Genomic DNA, 21853 nt, shown 5'->3' with positions numbered 1-21853 from the left:
AAATCCCCCTACTTTCTATATTTCGTTATACTGCCTATTTTACCACATTTCCGTTTTTTCGGCTGTGCATCCATGTGGTCAGCCTTCTCACAATTTCTCGATTATGCTGCGGCGGGAAATAGTGGTTGTATCCGTGGAAATACCATGTCTCCACAGATTTCCCGTGCTGGCGCAGCGCATCTTCTAACAAATACGCATGCTCAATCGATACATTTTGGTCCTCTTCTCCGTGGATGATAAGGACAGGTGCTTCAATTTTGTCCACATCATTTAAAGGGGTTCTGTTCTCATATGCCTCTGGCACCTTATGCGGCGGACCGCCAATCACACGCTTCATCATCCGTCTCATATCCACACGCTCTTCATAAGTCAGTTTCATGTCACTGACGCCTCCCCATGTGACAAAGGAAGCCGCCTCCTGTTTCATTTCAACAGCGGTCCAAATGCCCATAATACCGCCTCGCGAAAAACCAAAGATATGAACGCGGTCCTTCTTCACTTTTTTGTGCTGTTTTAACAGCTGAAAGGCAGCGAACGCATCTTTTCGATCTTCTCCGGCAAAATCTTCGTTCCCTTCGCCTCCTTGGTTTCCTCGGTAAAAGGGAGCAAAGACGACAAAGCCCTGCGCGGCAAATTGCACAATCCGGCCTGGTCTGACCATCCCCACATTTTTAATGCCGCCTCGTAAATACAAAAAGCCATCGTAGAAACCTTCCCCGGCCGGTTCAGCGAGCAGGCCTTTCATCCGAAGTCCATCTGCCTCATAGGTCACTGTATATAAGTGAATATGCGGATGGGGCGACGGAAACCTTCTTTTTTCCACAATCACTCGATTTCTCTCCTTTTCATCTTTGATTACGTCCATTGCTTCAGCATCGCTTCTGCGACAAGCTGGCCTGATTTTGTCACCATTGGCGTGCCGCCGCCTGGATGACTTGTTCCTCCAACAAACCACAGTCCTTCAATATCCTTTGACTGATTATTGATGCGAAAGAATGCCTGTTTGAACGAGTTTGAAGACATGCCATAAATGGCTCCACGATATGCCCCCGTTTTCTGCTGCAGATCGAGCGGAGTTTGAACCGATTCATATTCGATAAGATCATCCAAATCAAAAAGACCTTTTTCCATTAATTTGTTTTTTACATGCTGACGATATGTCTCCTTTAGCATGTCCCAATCTTGCTCTTTTGTCACATAAGGTGCATTGGCCAGTACAAACAGGTTGCTTCTTCCCGGTCCTCCGCTTAAAGCAGGTTCTGAATGACCTGAATAGCATATGTAAAGCGCCGGGTCTTGAGGCAGTTGTTTTTTCTGAAAAATATCCTTGAATTCTTGCTCATAATCCTCAGGGAAAAACACATTGTGATGGGCCAGCTGTTCATAGACTTTAGGTACACCTAATAAAAGAACAAAGCCCGATAATGATGGTTCAATGCCAGCCAGTTTTTGATTTAAAAAACGAGGACGGTCTTTTTCATCTATGAGATGACGGTATACAGTCAGCGCATCTGCTCCTGCAATGACTTGATCTGCCTCATACATCTGCTGATCCGTCTCCACTCCTTTGATCCGCCGATCCTTCACATGAATCTTGTTGACTTGCTCATTGAGGTGAATCTGAACGCCTAATTCTTTTGCCAGTGTCTCAAAAGCCTCAACTAAACGATATGTACCACCCTTTATTCCATAAATCCCTTTCTCCCCTTCTAAATACGCCATCATATTAAAAATAGCCGGCGCCTCGTAGGGAGAAGAACCGATATAAGTGGCATATCGTCCAAACATCGCCAATGTATGGGGGTGACGGAAATATTGACGCAGCAGGCGCTGAACGGATGTGAACGGTTTGACAGCGAGAAGTGCTTTCATCAGCTTTAAATCGGCCTTATCCTTCCAGCTCAATAACAGACGATTTAAAAACTGCTCCTCTGCCTTTTGAAAAAGCGTTTTTGATTCCTGCAAAAATGCACGGTATTGCTTCGCATCTTCAGGACTGAATGCAGCAATTTGTGATTCCATTTGCTCCATATTCGGCGTAAACTCGACCGTATGTCCATCTGAAAAAATATTTTTGGTAAGCGGAGAAATCGGATAAAAGGTCACATAATCCTCCATCCGTCTATGACAGGCTGTAAACACTTCTTCAAAATATGCCTTCATTGTAATGGTACTCGGTCCTAAATCAAAAGAGTAGCCTGCCCCATGATGGCGCTGCAATTTCCCGCCTAAAGCCGCTTCTTTTTCTAAAATGGTGACCTGAACCCCGCGTGACTGTAGACGGATCGCTGCTGATAATCCGCCAAGTCCGCCGCCGATGATGATCACTTTTTTCATTCGTACCTTCTCCCTTTCCATTCATACCCTTCTTTTTTCAGACCGATTTTCATAGAAGCAAAGCCAATGGCGATCAGACTTAAAATACTGACCGGCAATAAAAAAGCCATCGCAGATGTCCGCCCATTTTCAGTATCTATTGCCGCTTTAATCGACACACCCAGCCCATAACAAAGAATGGCTAAGCATATGCTCAAAACATCCAGCTGAAACAATGCGATCATGAAACAAATGACAGGAACCAAATAAAGGAGGGTGTATAAACAAAAGACACTGCTTAACAAAGCAATGCTTCGATTCACGCCCGGGAACAAATTTTTCCGGTAACCTTCCCAAACCTCTTGTCCACTCTCATACATTCTCATATACACAAATGGATGAATGCTTGCAAGTGTGAACGGAAAGCCTTTTTCTTTCACCCGTCTAGCCAAAGCCATATCATCAACGAGTGAATCCTTGATCGATTCATGCCCGCCAATGTCGTGATAACAATTCTTTTCAATGGCAATAAAACCGCCATGTGCTGCGGCAAAAGCGGGATTCTTAGATTTTCTTACCCATTTCACTGGCAGGTGACAGCCAATGGTAAACATCATCATGGGAACCACAAGATGCTCAAACAATGTGCCTGTTTTTTGTTCTGGAAAACCTGACAGCATACCCGTTTTTTGCATGCATAACTGCTTGTATACTGATTCAACTGCCCCTTTTTTTAACCGGACATCCGCATCTAAAAATAGCAGCCAGTCAGAAGCTGCTGCCTCCGCGAGCTGAGAACAGGCATATGATTTACCAAGCCAGCCCCGCTTTAATGGCTGACCTGACTGGACACGGATCCACGGATATGTTTCAGCGAAGCGCTCCACCATCGCTCTTGTCTGATCTGTCGATTGGTCATCAAGTACGATAAGCTCTTTCGGGTAAAGACGTTGATCAACAATCGACTGTAGACAGGCTTCTATCCTTTTTTCCTCATTTCTCGCTGGAATTAAAATCGATAACGAAATAGGTTCATCAGGCGAAATGGATGCTGGCTTTAAAACAGGAAGCTGCTTCATATTCCATATGGTGAAAATAAACTGACAGAGCAAGAGTACACTGATCACGGTTAAGAAGACCTCCATGTTTTCACCCACTTTTTAAAGGAATCAAACGCATCACTTGTTGACTGACTTGTCCTTGTCATCTGTCTAAATTCTTGATTAGTTGAAAAATCAGGGTCAGCGATGACCTGTGCTTGATGTGCGTTTAACTGCGTTTCAAGCAGATCCCTAAGCAGATTCGTCACGTCCTTGCTTCGAAGTTCTCCGCCAGATACTAAGGTATCTTCACCAAACAAAGCAGATACTGTCGGCTTTTGAAATTGATTAAATGTATAATGCAAGGTCACAGGCTTCACCACGACTTGCTCAAATTGTCTCACTAAAAAAGAAGCCCCTCCCTCCAATTCAAGCGGCCGCATATCCTGATGCATGATTTTCCCCTGCGGAAAAAGCCATACAGCCCCGCCAGCCTGCATGTTCTCTTTTGCCGTCATTAATGCTTGCTTCACACTTTTCAGATTCTCTTTATGAACCGGGAACGCACCAAGCTTTCGGAAAAAGGCATATTGCTTCAGCTGCTTCTCTTCCATCATCATATAGTGATCGAGCTCAGACGCTTTTTCTGTTAAAAGAAAGAGGATCAGTCCATCCCACCATGAGCTATGATTGGCGAGATAAAGAACAGGCAGCTTCTCGTTTGGGTCCACAGCGCCTTTCATCATCACGCAGCGGAAATGTTTATGAAGTAAATACCGCTCAAGATAAAGAGAAAATATACGTCTAAACGATCGTTTTTTGTCGCTTTCTTTCAAATTGAACCCTTCCTTCACACAAAATAACAATGATCAGTGCTAAATAAAAAATGACATCGAGCCCGCCCTTTAATGCCAGCACACCAAAAAAGAACACCATTGCCTGATAAATACGGCTCGTCCAGCTCAGGGCCTTTTGATCAACCTGAACAAGCGGGAAGAGAAAAGAAAGTCCTGCTCCAATCATACCCCAGCTCACAAAATTCTCAAAAGGAATACCATAAAAACCACCGCCGTCATACCACACCCAAAATTTCCGTTCAGCCGCTACTGGGTCTAATATGAGGTCAAGCAAGACAATCCATATCCCCGTTTCGACAGCTCGTTTCCATTTAGACTGCTGAGTGGATAAAAAAAGGCTGTTTAAAAACACGCCAACCCATGCAAAAGCAATGGTTAAAGGCACGCCTGCCACTAGAAAACCTAACGTCGGATAATAATCATAAGCCCCGAAAGGAAACCCGGTTGTGATCCCAACCCATTCAACCGTAAATGTCAGCACCCCGACAATGGCTGCCCTTTTGATCACAAACCCCCATGACCCATAAATATTTCGACCAATCTCTATCACACAGCAGGCATACAGCACAAGGAAAATGCCATTTGCAAACTGAAGCCATGCTGGCACTTCAAAAGAGACCATTAATATGAGTCCTACTAAATACCACCCAAGAAATACCCAACTCACTCTATACACGAAACCGCTCCTTTATTTCTTCCAAATTCAAGAAAGTATTCATGCTTCTAGTATAGAAAAAAAGACACGTTCTATAAATAAACAATGCGCTTCTTATTTTCATCTAGGCACTCACCAAAAATCCCTTTTGACATACTTTAATTAGTGATCTAGAACAAAGGAGGCGAATTACTCTTGAATCGTTCCATCAAAGTCAGACTGGCATTCATCGCCGTTGTCCTGCTCTTTATTCCATTTGTCGCCTGTAAAAAAGAACAAGAGCAGACCGTACAAGTAGCCGAGGTGACCCATTCGGTTTTTTATGCTCCGCTATATGTTGCCTTATCTGAGGATTTCTTCAAAGAAGAAGGGCTAGAGGTTGAATTAAAAACGACTTGGGGCGGCGATAAAACGATGACAGCTCTCTTATCCGGCGGTGCAGATATCGCCCTGACCGGATCTGAATCCTCTATCTATGTAGAGGCTCAAGAAACAAAAGACTCTGTCATCAATTTTGCACAGCTGACACAAACAGACGGTACATTTCTTGTTTCAAGGGAGAAAGTGAGCGAATTCTCTTGGGATCAATTAAAAGGAAAAGACTTTCTTGGACAGCGGAAAGGCGGCATGCCGCAAATGGTCGGTGATTATGTCCTGAAAAAGGAAGGCATTGATGTAAAAAAGGATCTCCGCATGATTCAAAATATTGATTTTGCCAACATTTCAGGTGCTTTCTCCTCTGGAACTGGCGATTTTGTGCAGTTATTCGAACCGACAGCATCCTTAATTGAAAAAGAAGGCAAAGGGTACATTACCGCCTCCTTTGGAGAGGCTTCCGGAAAGGTGCCATATACCACCTTCATGGCAAAGAAGAGTTACTTAGAGGAAAACAAAGAGACAGCAGAAGCCTTCACTCGTGCCATTTACAAGGCGCAGAAATGGGTAGAAGCCAAGCAGCCGGAGGAGATCGCCAAAACCATTCAATCTCATTTTCCTGACACAGAACTTGATGTCTTATCAACTGCCATCAAACGCTACAAACAGCAAAACTCCTATGCAACAGATCCCCTTCTGAATGAAGAGGAATGGAACAAATTGCAGGAAATTATGAAGGAGAGCGATGAATTGCCGAAATTTATCCCGTACAAACAACTTGTCGATTCATCCATTGCAAAGAAGGTCACAGATCACAAATAGAATAGGAGGTAGCACATGTCTTTCCTTCAAATTGACCATGTGACCCACACGTACTTCTCTTTAAAAGAAAAAACAACGGCCATACAGCACATCAATATGGAGATAGACCAAGGTGAATTTATCTCATTTATTGGTCCCAGCGGCTGCGGAAAAACCACCCTGCTGTCAATCATTGCAGGAATAACGCCGCCCTCTGAAGGCCGCATTTTAATCGAAGGAAAAGAACCGAATCAAAAGGAGCATCAAATCGGCTACATGCTCCAGCAAGATTATTTGTTCCCTTGGAAAACCATCAAGGAAAATATCATTCTCGGGTTAAAAATTACCAAACAAGATTCGCATGAAGCCACCTCCGCTGCTCTTGGCTTACTGCCTAAGCTTGGCCTTCATGATGTAGAGGAAAAATACCCGAAGGAGCTGTCAGGCGGCATGAGGCAGCGTGCGGCTCTCGCCCGAACGCTTGCAGTGAATCCCGGTCTGCTTTTACTAGATGAACCCTTTTCAGCTCTAGACTACCAAACCAAACTCACTTTAGAGGATCTCGTCTTTCATACACTCAAAAACTATCAAAAAACAGCGGTCCTTGTGACACATGACATCGGCGAAGCCATTGCGATGAGTGACCGCATTTTCTTATTCTCAAAGCATCCTGGCTCGATCCAGCGAATCTTTACCGTTCCAGATGATCTGAGGACTCTTTCTCCTTTCAAAGCAAGACAGACCCAGAGTTTCCAAGAGCTCTTTCAAACGATTTGGAAGGAGCTGAAAACAGTTGAAACACAGTGACCTTTTACATGAAGCCTATCGCAAAAAATACCGAATGGAAAAACGTATGACCCGAATCTATCAGTTCATTATTTTCGCCAGCTTCTTTTCGCTTTGGGAGCTTGCCAGTCATTTTCGTCTCATCGATCCACTGATATTTAGTTCACCATCTGCGGTCTGCCAATTGTTTGTACAAAAAATATCCGATGGGTCTTTAGTGAATCATATGAGTATTACATTATTTGAAACGGTGCTCGGATTTCTACTTGGTACCTTTTGCGGCATTTTGCTCGCTGCCGCCTTATGGTGGTCCACCCGCCTGGCAAACGTTCTTGATCCTTATTTAGTCATTTTAAATGCCATGCCAAAAGTTGCCCTCGCCCCGATTTTAATTGTTGCTCTTGGGCCTGGTATGATCAGCATCGTTGCCATGGGCGCGATCATTAGTGTGATCATTACGACAATCGTCATTTACACAGCCTTTCAAGAGGTCGATGAGAATTATTTAAAGGTGATGAAAACCTTTGGTGCGAAAAAAAGCGTCGTCTTTCGCGAGGTCATTTTGCCAGCTAGTATTCCAACGATGATTTCTGCCATCAAGGTCAATGTCGGCCTTTCTTGGGTTGGGGTCATTGTAGGGGAATTTCTTGTTTCCTCAAAAGGGCTCGGCTACATGATCATTTACGGCTTTCAAGTCTTCAACTTTACACTCGTGTTCTTAAGTCTTTTCATTATTGCCGTGTTTGCGACCATCATGTACCAGCTTGTGGAATGGCTCGAACGCCGTTTTCTTCAAAAATAAAAAGCACAGGGATTGTCTCCCTGCGCTTTTTTAACGAATCAAACCGTTCTTTTCTAAATAAGCAAGACTTTGTCTTAACACATCATCTTTCATAATAAAACTGAAATTCTTATTTTTTGCGATGGATCTTGGCAAGTCTGCGAAAAGAACGGGTCCTTTCGTTTCAAAATACGTGTCTTGCTTCACTAGCCTTTCAATATCAGCGAAATAAATATTCTTGACAATGACCTTTTCTCTGCCCAGCACCTGATATTGACCAATATACGTTAATTCACGAACAACAGCACCCGTCTCTTCTTGAATCTCCCGTATAGCGGCTTGGTCAGCTTCTTCATTCGGCTCAACTTTCCCTCCTGGAAACTCATAGCCCCGATCCTCATGTTCAGTGAGCAGCCATTTTCCTTGGTAGCGGCAGATGGCCCAAACATGCTTAGGATGACTTGAAAAAGGCTTCTCCTCAAAAGAGAGCTTGACCGTATTGTGATAATAGTCTTTAAATACATGCATGTGAAATCCCTCATATCCTGTCCTTGCTTCTTGTAAAACATCATACCACAGATCACATTTCTCTGAAGAATTTTTATCAAAAGTGAAACAAACGAGTGGTTCTAACTCGTCTGTATCTAAAATGAGGTATTGTTGCTAAAACCTTTTTATCATCTCCAACTTCACCCAAATTTAATCATGAAACCTTTTATCCCTATATGACGTAAATGAATCAGTGTTGGTCCTATGACAACGAGGAGGAAATCAGCATGAGTATAAAAAATGGGTCAAAACAAGACGCACCCCATGAGGTGAACAAGAAACACCTCGTGAAAGGGCAAAAGTTAGATTTAACAAAAGACAATCCAGCGATCGACCAAATTCATATCGGGCTTGGCTGGGACCTGGCTGGTCAGCCAATTGATTTAGATACGCAAGTGTTTCTTTTAAATGAAGAGGACAAGCTGTTGTCTCCTAAGCATCTGATCTATTATCACCAGCAGCAAAGCTTAGACGGAGCTGTTCGTCATCTTGGTGATCATCAATTTGGCGGAGGGTATCGAGACAATGAAATGATCATTATGCAATTAAGCAGAGTCTCACCTGACATTCATAAAATTGTCGTCACAGCCACGATACATGATGCACACGAACGCCAGCATCATTTTGGACAAGTCACCAATGCCTATGTGCGCCTTACTGATCAAATCTCGCAGCAAGAGATTTGTACCTTTCAGTTAACAGAGGATTATTCGTACTGTACATCCATTATATGCGCTGAACTTACGAGAGATCAGGAGGAATGGAAAATCACTGCGACCGGACAAGGGACTACTCTAGATTTAAACGATTTATGCCGCATCTATGGATTCACATCTTGACGCAGGAAAGGAGCCGGCACCCATGGGATTTCATTTCATCACAATAGAAGAACTTACCTTACAAGCAGAAGGCAGCGGAATCTTTTTTGCCAAAAAAGGCGCCATGATTGCCGATCAAGGAAGTTTCCAATACCGCAAGCGATTACTCGGAACGAATAAAGGAAATATGGTCAGTCAAGTATTTAACCATATCAGCAGGAAATTCACAGGTGAAAACCTTGAGATGATGGAAGTGAGTGGACAAGGTACTTGTTACTTGGCGGATTCAAGCGAACATGTAACAGTGATTAATCTTGAGCCAAGCGGTCCTTGGCAGCATGTCAGTGTAGAAAGTGAAGATTTACTTGCCTTTACTGAGGAATGCCATTACGGCGTCACACCAGTAGGCGTTGGTATTTTATCACAGAAAGGACTGTTTACATCAAAACTTTCCTATCAAGGTCACGGAGCGCAGGTCGCCATCAAAACAAATGGAAATCCGCTCATTTTAAAAGCCCCCTGCCGTGTAGACCCTGACGCGATTGTCGCTTGGACAGGCAAAGCCCCGAAGGTCAAACTAGATGTAAACTGGAAAACTTTCATTGGACAAACATCTGGCGAATCCTATTTATTTGAGTTTCAAGAACAAGACCAAATTGTCATTATTCAGCCGTCTGAGCGCACATCTGGCTTACGGGTTGGCTTAGATGATAATCGCTATAAGCCTCAGAGCCAGAGTTCCTCTCATGAATTCACCAATTCACAGCAAGAAAATAGAGGCGGCGGGATAAGTGATCTGATCGGAGGTATTTTACAACCACGAAAATAAAAGCATGTAGAGATTCTCTACATGCTTTTTCAATTCATCAAACCATTTGTCTCAATAAAGCTCCTTGTCTCTTCATTGCCGAGCTCATAAATCATTGTGTAAATCTCTTTTCTTTTTCTATCCATTTCATCATTTGGACTATCATAATGATATTCAAGAAACGGAACATGCGCCCGAAAGAAACCTTTCCAATCTGTCATATACTGTTCATCGAAATAGTCTCTCAGCTGCAAGATTTGATCATCATCTGCTTCTATTTGAAATTGCCAAGCCGCCGCATCTCTATGCTGCGATATCGATCCATCTTGTACGGATACATAGTATGTGTGTCTCGCCATCTGAATCATCCTTTTTCCTTTAGTATGACCAGATATGAGGAAATTACGGCTTTTTGCGCAATTTATTTTTCAACATGTCCAACACATCAATAAACAACTGCGGAATGGGAATCCCAAGGGCTCTGGCTGTCGAGACGATTTGGTAAGATTCATAAATAATATAAAAGATGATCGCTAAATCCTTAATCGTCCCATTTGTCTTCAGCATGACATCGAAGAAATGTGCCATAGATATTAAGGAGACTGTCACAACCTTTCGAACAAGCCGCGTAAAAAACCGCTTCATTGTGAGCTGTCCAGTCAAAGATTCTCTTAGGCTTGAACAAATTAATTCAATAGCCATCAACGTCACTAAAATCATCAGTAAATATCCTGCTCCACCAAACAGAAAGCCCATCGCCGACAAACTCACTGTAACAAACGAAAAGATGCCTAAATCCTTGCTCACTTGGCATCAACATCCTTTCAAAGTGGAACTCCTTACCTCAATAGTATATGCCGGATGCTCGCAATAGCTTGGACGACAAAAAATAAAGGCGCTGTTATGTACTCAGCAATACGAATGAGACCAAAAAAGCCGCCCCATGAGGCGGCTTCTCTTTTTTAGACTCTGACATCAATAAATGAAGCATCTGAATCCTTTGGCTGAACAGCTTGAGGCTGCTGCTGCACTTGATCCAGCATCACCATGGCTTGTGCTGTATTTGTAGCAAGCTGTGAATTCAACAAACTGATATTGAGTGTCTTTTGAATGCTCGCTACTTGCTGACTCATCATTCCTGCAATAGAAGACATCTTCTTCCCTCCCTTCTCTTTTCTCTTCGGCTGAAAGCCCTATGATTTCAATGGGCTGTCTGTCCCGATTCCAATAAAAAAAGAATGTCGATCTATTTATGACCGACATTCTTTTCACATACGTGTATTATCCTAAATATGCTTTAAGCATCCAGTTGTGTTTTTCAATGGATTGATGAATCGCAAGCAGCATATCACCTGTTGTTTCATCGCCAACCTCTGCAGCCAGCTCCATTCCTTGCTTTAATTCCTCTGCGATATTGGAGAAATCATCAAATAAATTTTTCACCATTTGCTCTGCTGATTCATTGCCTTCTGCTTCTTGAATGCTGGAAATTTCTAAGCACTCTTTCATTGTCGCAACAGGCTTTCCATTTAAAGCAAGCATACGCTCAGCCAAATCATCAATATATGTAGCTGTTTCTGTATATAGTTCCTCAAATTTCTCATGGAGTGTAAAGAAATCTTTCCCCTTTACATACCAATGATAGTTATGTAATTTCACGTAAAGCACAGTCCAATCAGCTACTTGTTTATTGACGACGTTTAATAAATTTTCAGACATGTTTATTCCTCCTTATGTAATTGCGTTTAGTATGAGAATACCCTTTTCTTATTATACTGAAACCTGCCGTCAATTTCTTCTATTTTGACTGCATGAAATATATGTTAATATGGAAATAAGGAGGGAGTTAGATGCTTTTACTTGGGATTATCAGCTTTATCATTATATCAATCGTTGTCTTTTTATCATTGTGGACGACATCGAAGGCTTATGAATATAAGCATAAAGTCGATTCACCACAGGATGCTGAACCAAACCAACGTCCTAATCCAAAATAAAACTGCTTTTAATGATGTGAGGTTTCTTCTTCAGTAGATGAACTCTCTTTTTTCACCTCACCTACGTGGATGTTCGTTTTCGGCATATTATGCTGCTGTTTAGCTGTCACATGGACTTGTATGATATAAAGGCCATCTTTTTTGAAAGCTGTGTGCAATTCGTATACACCTTTGTTTTCTTTCTTTGGCTGAATCATCTTGCTGTTATCCTTGTCGCCATCTTTCCACACTTCAAATTGAACATCATCTGCATCATCAACAGGCGTATCACCGTATGTGACAGCTGCTTTTACTATAACGCTTTCATTTTTCTCCACTTGCTCAGGTCCTGTGAGCTTTACTTCTAATAGCTCAGGCACTTCCCCTTTGCCGCTATTTGCTGCCGAGTTTCCACATGCACTTAATAACGTGAGCATCAGAATCATTCCCAACATTTTTCGCATCCTGCGTTTCCCCCTTCTTTTACTGACATGTCCATTTTAACAAATATCCCCTATTTTGACATCTCTGATTGAATTCAAATAAAAAACCGGACATCTAAATGTCCGGTTCGTCATTCTATTAACCAAATACTTTTAGAAGCTCTTCTTGATCCTGAGAAAGCCAGAAACGCATTAAACGTTTTGCCCCTTCAAGATCATGAAGTTTCGCTTGGCCGCATTGCTCTTCGTTTGCAGCAGGAATTTCTGTTACTTCAACCGCATCCTTGAATGTTGCATCAAGAAGTTCAACGATCTCTTTTGGAGTTGGTGCACCACTGACAACTAAATAATAGCCTGTCTGGCAGCCCATTGGAGAAATATCAATGATATCAAAATGATCATATTTCTCTGAGTGTGTTCTAATATTAAACGCAAGCAAATGCTCTAATGTATGAATCGTATCAGGTTTCATTGCCTGCTTGTTGGGCTGACAAAAACGAATATCAAATTTATTTACTTCCCCATCTGATCCCACTTTATGAACGCCGCAATGACGAACATATGGCGCTTTTACAGCATTATGATCAAGTTCAAAGCTTTCGACTGAAGGCATAATCACCACTCCTATAATTGCAATTTCCTATATTATAACATATTTCTCCGACCAGTTTAGTTTATAAAACTTTCCTTCCTTGTCCTTTTTTCTTATACTGTGGAAGACAGACAAGGAGGAACCCCTATGAAACAAATTTTTATCGGCATTATACGCTTTTATCAAAAATGTATTTCCCCTCTTACACCGCCAAGCTGCCGGTTTTATCCAACATGCTCAAACTATGGACTAGAGGCGATCAAAACGCATGGCGCGATCAAGGGCGGCTGGCTCACTATTAAACGGATTTTAAAATGTCATCCGCTTCACCCTGGCGGCATCGATCCTGTCCCGCCTAAAAAGGAAAAATAACTTACTTTTCTTCATATCCGTTGACAACTAGGTCAAGCTTCCCTGTTCCAGGATCAATGACAAGCCCATGTACAGGTACATCTGATGGAAGAAGCGGGTGATTTTTCACTACGGACACACTGTCCTTCACGCTCTCTTCAACTGAACTAAAGCTTTTGAGCCACTGTTTAAAATCAATTCCTGAGTATTCCAGTACTTCAATACGTTTTTCTGGAATACCGCGCTCAACGGCTTTATTTAAAAGTGTCTGGCTGTCTATTTTGCTCATCCCGCAATCATGATGCCCAATGACATATACCTCGTCAGCATTTAATTCATAAACAGCAACTAAAATGCTTCGCATAATACTTCCAAATGGATGAGAAACAAGCGCTCCAGCACTTTTAACAATCTTAATATCGCCATTTTTCATGTTCATGGCACGCGGAAGCAGTTCAACAAGTCTTGTATCCATACACGATAGAATGACAGCTTTTTTCTGTGGAAACTTTGTTGTTGTAAATTCTTCGTATTTCTTTTCTTCAATAAATTGTTGATTATATTCGATGATTTCATCTAAAAGTTTCATACGTTTGTCCATTCCTTTATCTTTTTTTAAAAATAAATATAGCACAATGTAAGAAATTTCGTCACGTTTTGCAGCTTATTTTTTTAGAGGAAACATCTGCTGACGAAAATTTTTTATTTTCCTCTTTTCAAATCGTAATTATTACGATACAATAACTCAGGACATTAAATCGTAATCATTTCTATCTATTAGATTGAGAGGAGACATTTTCTATATGAAAAAAATCTTTTTTATTTTAACAGCTGCTTTATTCGCGATCGGTCTTGCCGCTTGCTCAAGCAATGCGGGCACTAATGCTTCAAAAGGAAAGGCAGACGGGAAACTAATCATTTACACCACGATCTTCCCAATTCAAGATTTCACTGAAAAAATTGGCGGCTCTCACGTTCATGCTCAAAGCGTGTATCCTGCCAATGCAGATGCACACAGCTTTGAACCAAGTTCAAAAACGATGGTTGAAATGGCTGAAGGTGATGCCTTTATCTACAGCGGTACAGGGGCTGAAGCATTCGCAGATAAAACTGCTGCCACATTAAAAAACCAAGGTGTGAAAACAGTCAAAGCAGCCGAAGGCATCAAATTGTTATCGACAAAAGAAGAACATGCACATGAAGAAGGCGAAGATCATGACCATGAAGGAGAAGATCACGACCATGACGGGCACGATCACGGAGATAAAGACCCTCATGCATGGTTAGATCCCGTTTATGCGCAGCAAATGGCGAAAAACATTAAAGACACACTCGTCTCATTAGATCCAGATCATAAAGACGAATACACAAAAAACTATGAAAATCTAAAAAAAGATTTGCAATCATTAAATCAAGAATTCAAAACAACGATATCTAAAGCTAAACATAAAGAAATCCTTGTTTCTCACGCAGCTTATGGTTATTGGGAAAAGCGCTATGGCATTGAGCAAATCAGTGTTTTAGGATTATCCGCTTCTGAAGAGCCTTCACAAAAACAGCTCGAAAACATTGTACAAAAAGCGGAAAAGCATCACATTCAATACGTTATTTTTGAAAACAACGTCAGCAGCAAAGTATCAGATACAATCCGCAGTGAAATTGGGGCAAAAAGCTTGACTCTTAAAAATCTAGAATCCATTACTGAAGATGATGCCAAAAATGGCGAAAGCTACGTCAGCTTAATGAAACAAAATTTAAAGACCTTAAACACCGCTTTAAATGATTAATGCTTTAAACCCCGGGTTATCAGCCGGGGTTTTTTGCTGTAAAAAAGCACACCTTATCAGGTGTGCTGCTTTTTGATTACATTTGATATTTTTTCTTAAACAGCTCGGCTCTTCCGCCTTTTTCTCCGAATTTTTGGCGTCCTGTATAAAAAGGATGCGTATCAGAGCTTGTTTCTACTTTAATGACAGGATACGTTTTCCCATCTTCCCACTCTACTGTCTCATTTGATGTCTTTGTCGATCTACTCAAGAAGCGGTAACCGCTGTTTACGTCCATAAATACAACTTCGTGTGAGGTTGGATGAATATCTCTTTTCAATGTCAAAACTCCTTTCATTATCAAAACGTAACGATTACGTTTTATACTTATATTCTACTCCCTCTTATACAACTTGTCAAAAAACAAGCTTTCTTAGTCAGGAAGAATAATCTAAAAATGGTGGAGAATAATAAGCATCATGAGAAAGAGAAGCGATAAGAAAGGCGGAGAAAAAATTGACTGATCTCGTTTTAGCTAGAAGCCTGTTCGGCACAACCATGGGCTTTCATATTATTTATGCCTCGCTTGGCGTTGGCATCCCGCTAATGATTTTGTTAGCTGAACTCATCTTTCAAAAAACGAAGGACCCGCATTATGCCATCATGGCCAAGCGGTGGACAAAAGCGCAAGCTGTTCTGTTAGGGGTCGCCATTCCAACAGGCACTATTGCTGGTACGCAGCTTGCCCTTTTGTGGCCAGGTTTTATGGAGGTCATTGGAAAGGTCATGTCACTGCCATTCCAGATTGAAATCTATGCGTTCTTTATAGAAGCATTATTTATGTCTATTTATGTGTACGCAGCGGATCGCCTATCAAATGCAATGCGCATCATTACGGTTATTTTTATCGTCATTGGTGCAGCTGCATCAGCGATTCTGATTACAAACGTACATGCTTTTGAAGGGACACCTGCTGGCTTTCAGATGGTTAATGGAGAAATCACAAATATCGAACCTTGGAAGGCCTTTTTCAATCCAAGCTTTGCTGTGACTGCCACACATGTCGTGCTGTCTGCTTTTACAACAGGTGCTTTTGTGATTGCTTCAGTAGCAGCTTTTAAAATGCTCAAAACTAGAAAGAATGAAAAGCTCTATACATTTCATCGAAAAGCCCTTTTTCTAGGACTCATTGTAGGAGGACTTTTCTCCTTTCTAACAGCCTTAAATGGCCACGAATCCGCTCAGCTTCTGTATGAATATCAGCCTGAAAAGCTGGCTGGAGCTGAAGGTTTGTTTGAAACGCAATCACATGCACCTCTTGCAATAGGTGGTTTTACGGATGCTGATTCGCAGGAAATTAAAGGTGCGATCGAAATTCCTTGGGCGCTTAGTTTTCTGGCAGGCAATAGCTTCGATACGGTGGTCAAAGGCTTAAATGATTTTCCCCGTGACGAGTGGCCGCCTTTATTTATACACACATTATTTAACGGCATGGTCATTATTGGATCGGTGCTCATTCTATTTGCAGTATTAGCACTGCTTTACCGTAAAATTTTAAAACGTGAAAAATTTCCGAAGTGGCTTCTTTTTCTTTACTTATTCGGCGGGCCTCTAAGTCTTTTGGCTATTGAATTTGGCTGGATCTTTGCTTGTACAGGCCGTCAGCCATGGGTCATTTATCGAATGCTCAAAACCTCCGAGGTTGTCACATCATCTGGCTCGATCGGGACACTTTTTATCCTTTTTGCCATTGTCTATCTCATCTTAGGCATAGCAACCGTTATTGTGCTGACGTACTACTTTAGGAAACATACGATTGAAGAAGACCTACGGTTAACAGAATCTTAAAAAGGGAGCGATCTTGATGCAAATGGATGTTACAACTGATGCGCTCATTGCAATCACCATCTTATGGGGATTCGTTTTTATCTATGCAGTGATGGCATCAATGGATTTCGGCGCAGGATTTTGGTCGATGATTTATATGAATAGAGAACAAACTAAAGCCGCTAATATCGCAAATAAGTACCTTTCTCCAACATGGGAAGTGACAAACGTCTTTATTGTGGCCATCGTTGTCGCATTGTTCAGCCTGTTTCCAGGTGCGACCTTTGTACTTGGTACTGTTTTATTAATACCCGGTAGCATCATATTATTGCTTCTTGCCCTGCGAAGCGGGTTTCTCGTGTTTTCTCATTCACTGCCTAAGAAATACCGAAAAGCAGTGACTTACATTTCAGGGATCAGCGGCTTTATCATTCCGTCCATTCTGATCATGGTTCTCCCAATTACCCATGGTGGATTTATCTTTCAGGAGAACAACGTCTACTCATTAGATCTTGGACTGGTCTTTACAAGTGCAAATGTTTATTCTTTTGTCGGCTTTGCCATCTTCAGCACCCTTTTTCTTTCGTCCTTGCTTTTAGCTGATTTCTCTAATGTAGCTAATGAAGATGAAGCTTACAGCATTTATAGAAGAGGGGCGCTCATTACGGGTCCACTTTCACTCATGATGGCCTTTTTTATCATGCTGACTTTACGAAGCGAGGCCAATTGGCTGTTCACAAAAATGATGCAGAACATCCCTATTCTTCTTGTATCTCTCCTAATGTTTCTGCTCGCAGGACTGGCTCTATTTTTACCAAACAGCCGGTTTAAGCACCGGAAAGGAAGACCACGCCTTGCCGTCATTGCGATTACCATTCAATATTTCTTAGCAAGCTATGTGTACGGGCGTGCCCATTTGCCTTATATGGCCTATCCAGATATTACAATCATGTCTGGATTTACAGACCCTGTTACATTTAGGGCATTATTTATCACCTATATTGTAGGTTTTATCATCTTATTTCCTGGGTTCTATTTCTTCTGGAAATTATTTATGAAGGATAAGCGTTATATTCGCCAGGAAGATTAACATGAATGGGCAAGCTTCATTTCGGTTACATTATAGATGAAAGACATACTCAAAAGGAGGTCATCTGTATGAGTCAAAAAATCCTTTGTGAAGTCAATAACTGTTCCTATTGGAATGCTGGAAACCGCTGTGGTGCAGATGCAATCTATGTCGTCAGCCATACAGGAAATACGGCTGAGAAAAGCGAAGAAACGGATTGTAAAACGTTTAAACCACAAGATCTTTAAGTCTCATTAAAGGAGGCGCTTCAATTTGAAACACGATCGGCTGCTTCAAACGTTTTTTGACGAAATTCATGACGCGGATGAAGCCGCATTCCATCAAGCCGCTCACTCCTTTTTAAACCTTTGGGATTATGAATATGGACATGCATCAAACATGCCCAATGAAATGCATCAGTATATCGGACAGCTTGCTTATGACAGCGAGCTGGTAGAAGAGTAAGAAAGAGCGGACCACCGCTCTTTCTTTTTTTGTTCAGACAGGAAGGAAAAACTTTCTCTCACTATACCTAGATTCTATTGGGTATGCAAAAGGTGATTCCTTCGTTTTTATCTCACAAAATCATGTTTTGTAAACACGTCGATTTTATCTGAAAACGAACGGAGCGCTTGGTAATCAACTTCCACGCCCATTCCTGGGGAGCGAGGCACCTCAATAAACCCATTTTCAACCTTAATTTCAGGAAAAATGATATCCTGCTCCCAAAATTTTGACGAAGCTGAAATATCACCGGGAATTGTAAATTGAGGAAGCGAAGCAAGAGCCACGTTCTGCGCTCGGGAAATGCCAGTTTCAATCATTCCCCCGCACCATAACGGAATTTGATGCTCCTTACTGAACGTATGAATTTTAAGAGCCTCTGTCAGTCCGCCAACTCGTGAAGGCTTCACATTAATGATTTGACAGCTGCCAAGCTCTACAGCTTTTCTAGCATCATCTAAAGAACAAATACTTTCATCTAAACATATCGGCGTTTTTAAATGCTTTTGCAAATGGCGGTGGTCCACAATATCATCTGCAGCTAGAGGCTGTTCAATCATTAATAAACGAATATCATCAAGCTGCTTGAGCTTGCTAATATCTTTTAATTCATAAGCAGAGTTTGCATCTGCCATTAATGGCAGCTCAGGAAAAGACTCTCTTATCTTTTGCAGAAGTCCAATATCTTGTCCCGGTTTAATTTTCACCTTCACCCGCTGATAGCCTTGATCAACAAATTGCTGAATTTGCTCAAGCATATCGTCAATAGGGCCTAACCCCGCCACAACACCAGATGGTATTCTATCTTTTGTGCCGCCTAATACATCGCGTAAAGACTTATTCTCACGCTTCGCATAAATATCCCAAACAGCCGCTTCAATGCCTGCTTTCGCCATCCTATTGCCTTTAAAATGATACAGACTGTTAGGTATTTCTGAAGGATGTGTAAAGGTGCGCGTCAGCACGTTCGGGATAAAGAAAGCCCTCAGCATATGATAGCAAGTCTCAATTGTTTCTTCTGTATACCACGGGGAAGAAAAAGCAGATACCTCTCCCCATCCAGTCAATCCTGTTTGATCTTTTACTTCAACAATAATAAACTCACGCTCTGAAATGGTTCCAAGACTTGTAGTAAATGGCTGTTTAAGCTTCATCGTGACATGATATAAAATTACTCGTTCAATTTGAATCATTTGAAAACCCCTTTGATCTGAGTCTGTGCCTTTGCAATTTATTCGACGCATTTCTTGGCAGCTCATCCACAAAGTGAAAAGCGGCGGGCCATTTATATTTGGCTAAATGCGACTCACATAAAGCATAGAGCTCATTCTCCGGTATCTTATCATCTGTTACAAGGAAAGCAGCAGGTACCTCTCCCCATCTATCATTATACATACCCGTTACTCCGGCTTCCTTTACATGCGGATGTGTTAGCAGAACCGCTTCAATTTCCGCAGGATAAATATTTTCTCCGCCAGAAATAATTAAATCTGAACGGCGGTCAAGCACAAATAAGAACCCTTCCTCATCCACATAGCCAATATCACCCGTTCTCAGCCAGCCCTCATCAAAGGCAGCCGCGGTCGCCTCTTCACGGTAAAGGTATCCTTTCATCACATTTGCACCTTTCACCATAATTTCGCCATGCTCAAAAGGACGACAAATACGATCACCATCTTGAATTTTCAGCTCACACCCAAAAAGAGGTTTTCCTGCTGAACCAAGTTTCTCTACACTAAATTCGGGCGCAAGGGTCACAATTTGTGAACAGGTTTCCGTCATCCCGTACGATTGAAAGACAGGAAAGCCCTTCTCTTTGCTTTCTTGGAGCATCGCATAAGGCGCAGGTCCTCCGCCTAATAAAAGACAGCGCAAAGAAGATGGACATTCTTCCAATCTGCTTAATAAACGAGATAACATTGTCTGCACAACAGAAATCATCGTCACACGATGCCGTTCAATAGAATCCTTTACTTCATCAACGTCAAACTTTTGATGAAGCACGACTGTCATTCCATATATCACAGACTTAAATAAAGCGGATAAGCCGCTAATATGAAAAAGAGGCAGGGCAATGAGCCAGCGGTCATCCTCTCTGAGACCCAAATTCAGTGCAGAGGAAACTGCACTATGAAAATGATTCCCAAACGTTTGCTCTACCCCTTTTGGACGTCCTGTTGTCCCAGATGTATACATGATGGTCGCTGTTTCATTCAAATCAAATTCGCTCTCGATCTTCTTGTCATGGCCTTGCCCTGGTTCAGGTAAAGTTTCCATTGTATAAACGGGTAAATCACCCTCATGGTCGCTTGCATAAATAGGTTCCGTTAATAAAGCCGCTGCTTTTGCATCTTCTAGCTGATAGCGTCTTTCAGCTTTTGTCAGCTTGTTGTTCAATAGCACGATTTTTAACCCTAATAAAAAACAGGCATGAACAAGCATCACCATGTGAGGATGATTGTTCATCAAAAGCGCAACCGTTTCCCCTTTTTTTAATGATGCCTGTGCAAGTCTATTTGAAAGCTCGTCCACTTCATGAGCCAATTCGTGAAATGTCCACTCTTTCTCTTGATAAATGAGTGCGACTCGATCTGGCGTTAAATAGGCACGGTGCAGCAGCCAATTAGGTTGCTTCATCATGACACCTCCTTTTCGTAAAAGAAAACAGCTTAGTCTGATGCACTAAGCTGTTTTCATTGATATCATTGAATCAAGGGAAACGCGGGAACTGGCCGAAGTCCGGCTTGCGTTTTTCCTTAAAGGAATCGCGTCCTTCTTTTGCTTCATCTGTTGTGTAATAAAGAAGTGTCGCATCTCCTGCAAATTGCTGAATTCCAGCTAATCCATCCGTATCTGCGTTAAATGCAGCCTTCAAGAATCGTAAAGCAGTCGGGCTCTTTTCTAGCATCTCCTCACACCACTTCACCGTTTCCTCTTCAAGCTGATCTAATGGTACAACTGTGTTAACAAGTCCCATATCAAGCGCTTCTTGTGCATTGTATTGACGGCATAAGTACCAGATTTCTCTTGCTTTCTTATGACCAACAATACGTGCAAGATAGCCTGAACCATAACCAGCATCAAAGCTGCCTACTTTTGGACCTGTTTGTCCAAAAATCGCATTATCTGCTGCAATTGTCAGGTCACACACAACGTGAAGAACGTGTCCTCCGCCAATCGCATAACCTGCCACCATTGCGATAACTGGTTTTGGAATGACACGAATCAAACGCTGTAAGTCTAATACATTTAGACGTGGAATTTGATCGTCTCCTACATAACCGCCATGGCCGCGAACTTTTTGATCTCCACCAGAACAGAATGCTTTTCCGCCAGCACCTGCAAGTACGATCACACCAACTTCTGAATGATCACGAGCTCGTGAAAATGCATCAATTAATTCACTAACAGTCTTTGGGGTAAACGCGTTATGTACGTGTGGACGATTAATCGTAATCTTTGCGATCCCATTGTACGTTTCATATAAAATTTCGTCATACTGACGCTCAGTTTGCCATTCAATAGCCATCAATATTTCC

29 protein-coding genes are annotated in these 21853 nt (G+C 41.9%); 12 read left to right on the top strand and 17 right to left on the bottom strand.

The window, feature by feature from the left end; translation table 11 throughout:
* Positions 1–34: 34 nt before the first annotated feature.
* Genes NSS92_RS00335 through NSS92_RS00315 form a run of 5 tightly spaced genes read right to left on the bottom strand, consistent with a single transcriptional unit; the run spans position 35 to position 4889 of the window.
* Positions 35–829 (bottom strand): alpha/beta hydrolase family protein, encoded by a 795-nt coding sequence (locus tag NSS92_RS00335; RefSeq protein ID WP_267588071.1) that lies wholly within the window; start codon positions 827–829, stop codon positions 35–37.
* A gap of 26 nt (positions 830–855) precedes the next feature.
* Positions 856–2337: a phytoene desaturase family protein gene (locus tag NSS92_RS00330; protein WP_340866717.1), complete on the bottom strand. Its 1482-nt coding sequence runs from the start codon at positions 2335–2337 to the stop codon at positions 856–858.
* The gene (locus NSS92_RS00325) at positions 2334–3461 is read right to left on the bottom strand and encodes a glycosyltransferase (RefSeq protein ID WP_340866716.1); all 1128 of its coding nucleotides are present in this window, start codon (positions 3459–3461) and stop codon (positions 2334–2336) included. The genes NSS92_RS00330 and NSS92_RS00325 overlap by 4 nt, the downstream gene beginning before the upstream one ends.
* A complete protein-coding gene (locus tag NSS92_RS00320; protein WP_267588068.1) occupies positions 3446–4192 on the bottom strand; it encodes a lysophospholipid acyltransferase family protein in 747 nt (248 codons plus the stop codon). Before NSS92_RS00320 ends, NSS92_RS00325 begins: the two co-directional genes overlap by 16 nt.
* On the bottom strand, positions 4161–4889 hold the full coding sequence (locus tag NSS92_RS00315) for a carotenoid biosynthesis protein (RefSeq protein ID WP_340866715.1): 729 nt from the start codon (positions 4887–4889) through the stop codon (positions 4161–4163). The genes NSS92_RS00320 and NSS92_RS00315 overlap by 32 nt, the downstream gene beginning before the upstream one ends.
* Positions 4890–5063: 174 nt before the next feature.
* On the opposite strand from NSS92_RS00315, the gene NSS92_RS00310 reads away from it, so the two are divergent.
* Genes NSS92_RS00310 through NSS92_RS00300 form a run of 3 tightly spaced genes read left to right on the top strand, consistent with a single transcriptional unit; the run spans position 5064 to position 7632 of the window.
* A complete protein-coding gene (locus NSS92_RS00310; protein ID WP_267588066.1) occupies positions 5064–6065 on the top strand; it encodes an ABC transporter substrate-binding protein in 1002 nt (333 codons plus the stop codon).
* Between the two features lie 15 nt (positions 6066–6080).
* Positions 6081–6851: an ABC transporter ATP-binding protein gene (locus NSS92_RS00305; protein ID WP_034279407.1), complete on the top strand. Its 771-nt coding sequence runs from the start codon at positions 6081–6083 to the stop codon at positions 6849–6851.
* A 34-nt stretch (positions 6852–6885) separates the two neighbouring features.
* Positions 6886–7632, top strand: a complete 747-nt coding sequence (locus NSS92_RS00300; protein ID WP_369810477.1) for an ABC transporter permease — start codon at positions 6886–6888, stop codon at positions 7630–7632.
* Between the two features lie 30 nt (positions 7633–7662).
* Here the strand turns inward: NSS92_RS00300 and ytkD are convergent, their stop codons facing one another.
* Entirely contained in the window at positions 7663–8139 is a 477-nt protein-coding gene (ytkD, locus tag NSS92_RS00295; RefSeq protein WP_034665337.1) for an RNA deprotection pyrophosphohydrolase, read from the bottom strand.
* A gap of 248 nt (positions 8140–8387) precedes the next feature.
* On the opposite strand from ytkD, the gene NSS92_RS00290 reads away from it, so the two are divergent.
* Both NSS92_RS00290 and NSS92_RS00285 read left to right on the top strand, forming a co-directional pair.
* Positions 8388–8999, top strand: a complete 612-nt coding sequence (locus tag NSS92_RS00290) for a TerD family protein (protein WP_340866714.1) — start codon at positions 8388–8390, stop codon at positions 8997–8999.
* A 22-nt stretch (positions 9000–9021) separates the two neighbouring features.
* On the top strand, positions 9022–9807 hold the full coding sequence (locus tag NSS92_RS00285; protein ID WP_251221280.1) for an AIM24 family protein: 786 nt from the start codon (positions 9022–9024) through the stop codon (positions 9805–9807).
* Positions 9808–9836: 29 nt separating this feature from the next.
* On the opposite strand, the gene NSS92_RS00280 is transcribed toward NSS92_RS00285, so the two are convergent.
* The 4 genes from NSS92_RS00280 to NSS92_RS00265 form a co-directional block, all read right to left on the bottom strand.
* Positions 9837–10145 (bottom strand): hypothetical protein, encoded by a 309-nt coding sequence (locus NSS92_RS00280; RefSeq protein WP_024425787.1) that lies wholly within the window; start codon positions 10143–10145, stop codon positions 9837–9839.
* 43 nt (positions 10146–10188) lie between these two features.
* On the bottom strand, positions 10189–10593 hold the full coding sequence (locus tag NSS92_RS00275) for a phage holin family protein (protein WP_340866713.1): 405 nt from the start codon (positions 10591–10593) through the stop codon (positions 10189–10191).
* Positions 10594–10748: 155 nt separating this feature from the next.
* A complete protein-coding gene (locus NSS92_RS00270) occupies positions 10749–10940 on the bottom strand; it encodes a hypothetical protein (RefSeq protein WP_024424925.1) in 192 nt (63 codons plus the stop codon).
* Positions 10941–11067: 127 nt separating this feature from the next.
* Entirely contained in the window at positions 11068–11505 is a 438-nt protein-coding gene (locus NSS92_RS00265; protein WP_267588063.1) for a Dps family protein, read from the bottom strand.
* A gap of 131 nt (positions 11506–11636) precedes the next feature.
* Between NSS92_RS00265 and ytzI the strand changes: the two genes are divergently transcribed.
* Positions 11637–11783, top strand: coding sequence for a YtzI protein (gene ytzI, locus NSS92_RS00260; protein WP_003217544.1), 147 nt, complete (start codon positions 11637–11639; stop codon positions 11781–11783).
* Between the two features lie 8 nt (positions 11784–11791).
* On the opposite strand, the gene NSS92_RS00255 is transcribed toward ytzI, so the two are convergent.
* Positions 11792–12226, bottom strand: a complete 435-nt coding sequence (locus tag NSS92_RS00255; protein ID WP_326136130.1) for a FixH family protein — start codon at positions 12224–12226, stop codon at positions 11792–11794.
* A gap of 118 nt (positions 12227–12344) precedes the next feature.
* Positions 12345–12818, bottom strand: coding sequence for an S-ribosylhomocysteine lyase (locus NSS92_RS00250; RefSeq protein ID WP_003217624.1), 474 nt, complete (start codon positions 12816–12818; stop codon positions 12345–12347).
* Positions 12819–12944: 126 nt separating this feature from the next.
* Here NSS92_RS00250 and yidD point away from each other — a divergent pair, with 126 nt between their 5' ends.
* Positions 12945–13169, top strand: a complete 225-nt coding sequence (gene yidD, locus NSS92_RS00245; RefSeq protein ID WP_039180891.1) for a membrane protein insertion efficiency factor YidD — start codon at positions 12945–12947, stop codon at positions 13167–13169.
* Between the two features lies 1 nt (position 13170).
* Here the strand turns inward: yidD and NSS92_RS00240 are convergent, their stop codons facing one another.
* Positions 13171–13737, bottom strand: a complete 567-nt coding sequence (locus NSS92_RS00240) for a beta-class carbonic anhydrase (protein ID WP_024424929.1) — start codon at positions 13735–13737, stop codon at positions 13171–13173.
* A 214-nt stretch (positions 13738–13951) separates the two neighbouring features.
* Here NSS92_RS00240 and NSS92_RS00235 point away from each other — a divergent pair, with 214 nt between their 5' ends.
* Positions 13952–14935: a metal ABC transporter solute-binding protein, Zn/Mn family gene (locus tag NSS92_RS00235; RefSeq protein WP_340866712.1), complete on the top strand. Its 984-nt coding sequence runs from the start codon at positions 13952–13954 to the stop codon at positions 14933–14935.
* Between the two features lie 76 nt (positions 14936–15011).
* On the opposite strand, the gene NSS92_RS00230 is transcribed toward NSS92_RS00235, so the two are convergent.
* Complete coding sequence (locus NSS92_RS00230; protein WP_041086807.1) at positions 15012–15254, bottom strand: type B 50S ribosomal protein L31; 243 nt, start codon at positions 15252–15254, stop codon at positions 15012–15014.
* Between the two features lie 176 nt (positions 15255–15430).
* On the opposite strand from NSS92_RS00230, the gene NSS92_RS00225 reads away from it, so the two are divergent.
* From NSS92_RS00225 to NSS92_RS00210, 4 genes are all read left to right on the top strand, one after another.
* The gene (locus NSS92_RS00225) at positions 15431–16762 is read left to right on the top strand and encodes a cytochrome ubiquinol oxidase subunit I (RefSeq protein ID WP_048239172.1); all 1332 of its coding nucleotides are present in this window, start codon (positions 15431–15433) and stop codon (positions 16760–16762) included.
* Positions 16763–16784: 22 nt separating this feature from the next.
* Entirely contained in the window at positions 16785–17831 is a 1047-nt protein-coding gene (locus NSS92_RS00220; RefSeq protein WP_169510868.1) for a cytochrome d ubiquinol oxidase subunit II, read from the top strand.
* A 68-nt stretch (positions 17832–17899) separates the two neighbouring features.
* Entirely contained in the window at positions 17900–18058 is a 159-nt protein-coding gene (locus tag NSS92_RS00215) for a DUF1540 domain-containing protein (protein WP_008360682.1), read from the top strand.
* Positions 18059–18083: 25 nt separating this feature from the next.
* A complete protein-coding gene (locus NSS92_RS00210) occupies positions 18084–18275 on the top strand; it encodes a hypothetical protein (protein ID WP_267588060.1) in 192 nt (63 codons plus the stop codon).
* Positions 18276–18382: 107 nt separating this feature from the next.
* On the opposite strand, the gene menC is transcribed toward NSS92_RS00210, so the two are convergent.
* The 3 genes from menC to menB form a co-directional block, all read right to left on the bottom strand.
* On the bottom strand, positions 18383–19507 hold the full coding sequence (gene menC / locus NSS92_RS00205; RefSeq protein WP_267588059.1) for an o-succinylbenzoate synthase: 1125 nt from the start codon (positions 19505–19507) through the stop codon (positions 18383–18385).
* A complete protein-coding gene (locus NSS92_RS00200) occupies positions 19494–20954 on the bottom strand; it encodes an o-succinylbenzoate--CoA ligase (RefSeq protein ID WP_267588058.1) in 1461 nt (486 codons plus the stop codon). The genes menC and NSS92_RS00200 overlap by 14 nt, the downstream gene beginning before the upstream one ends.
* Before the next feature lie 70 nt (positions 20955–21024).
* Positions 21025–21843: a 1,4-dihydroxy-2-naphthoyl-CoA synthase gene (menB, locus tag NSS92_RS00195; protein ID WP_041107389.1), complete on the bottom strand. Its 819-nt coding sequence runs from the start codon at positions 21841–21843 to the stop codon at positions 21025–21027.
* Positions 21844–21853: the final 10 nt, after the last annotated feature.

The sequence above is a fragment of the Bacillus sp. FSL M8-0166 genome (assembly GCF_038008825.1).
Lineage (GTDB): Bacteria > Bacillota > Bacilli > Bacillales > Bacillaceae > Bacillus > Bacillus safensis.
Note: the sequence above shows the minus strand (reverse complement) of the source record. Positions and strands in the feature narration are given on the sequence as shown.

Coding starts and splice junctions, on each gene's coding strand:
- NSS92_RS00220 (WP_169510868.1), top strand. CDS start 16,785: ATGGATGTTACAACTGATGCGCTCATTGCAATCACCATCTTATGGGGA.
- ytkD (WP_034665337.1), bottom strand. CDS start 8,139: ATGCATGTATTTAAAGACTATTATCACAATACGGTCAAGCTCTCTTTT.
- ytzI (WP_003217544.1), top strand. CDS start 11,637: ATGCTTTTACTTGGGATTATCAGCTTTATCATTATATCAATCGTTGTC.
- NSS92_RS00330 (WP_340866717.1), bottom strand. CDS start 2,337: ATGAAAAAAGTGATCATCATCGGCGGCGGACTTGGCGGATTATCAGCA.
- menB (WP_041107389.1), bottom strand. CDS start 21,843: ATGGCTATTGAATGGCAAACTGAGCGTCAGTATGACGAAATTTTATAT.
- menC (WP_267588059.1), bottom strand. CDS start 19,507: ATGATTCAAATTGAACGAGTAATTTTATATCATGTCACGATGAAGCTT.
- yidD (WP_039180891.1), top strand. CDS start 12,945: ATGAAACAAATTTTTATCGGCATTATACGCTTTTATCAAAAATGTATT.
- NSS92_RS00290 (WP_340866714.1), top strand. CDS start 8,388: ATGAGTATAAAAAATGGGTCAAAACAAGACGCACCCCATGAGGTGAAC.
- NSS92_RS00250 (WP_003217624.1), bottom strand. CDS start 12,818: ATGCCTTCAGTCGAAAGCTTTGAACTTGATCATAATGCTGTAAAAGCG.
- NSS92_RS00270 (WP_024424925.1), bottom strand. CDS start 10,940: ATGTCTTCTATTGCAGGAATGATGAGTCAGCAAGTAGCGAGCATTCAA.
- NSS92_RS00265 (WP_267588063.1), bottom strand. CDS start 11,505: ATGTCTGAAAATTTATTAAACGTCGTCAATAAACAAGTAGCTGATTGG.
- NSS92_RS00325 (WP_340866716.1), bottom strand. CDS start 3,461: ATGGAGGTCTTCTTAACCGTGATCAGTGTACTCTTGCTCTGTCAGTTT.
- NSS92_RS00200 (WP_267588058.1), bottom strand. CDS start 20,954: ATGATGAAGCAACCTAATTGGCTGCTGCACCGTGCCTATTTAACGCCA.
- NSS92_RS00300 (WP_369810477.1), top strand. CDS start 6,886: ATGGAAAAACGTATGACCCGAATCTATCAGTTCATTATTTTCGCCAGC.
- NSS92_RS00215 (WP_008360682.1), top strand. CDS start 17,900: ATGAGTCAAAAAATCCTTTGTGAAGTCAATAACTGTTCCTATTGGAAT.
- NSS92_RS00305 (WP_034279407.1), top strand. CDS start 6,081: ATGTCTTTCCTTCAAATTGACCATGTGACCCACACGTACTTCTCTTTA.
- NSS92_RS00285 (WP_251221280.1), top strand. CDS start 9,022: ATGGGATTTCATTTCATCACAATAGAAGAACTTACCTTACAAGCAGAA.
- NSS92_RS00255 (WP_326136130.1), bottom strand. CDS start 12,226: ATGCGAAAAATGTTGGGAATGATTCTGATGCTCACGTTATTAAGTGCA.
- NSS92_RS00280 (WP_024425787.1), bottom strand. CDS start 10,145: ATGGCGAGACACACATACTATGTATCCGTACAAGATGGATCGATATCG.
- NSS92_RS00240 (WP_024424929.1), bottom strand. CDS start 13,737: ATGAAACTTTTAGATGAAATCATCGAATATAATCAACAATTTATTGAA.
- NSS92_RS00235 (WP_340866712.1), top strand. CDS start 13,952: ATGAAAAAAATCTTTTTTATTTTAACAGCTGCTTTATTCGCGATCGGT.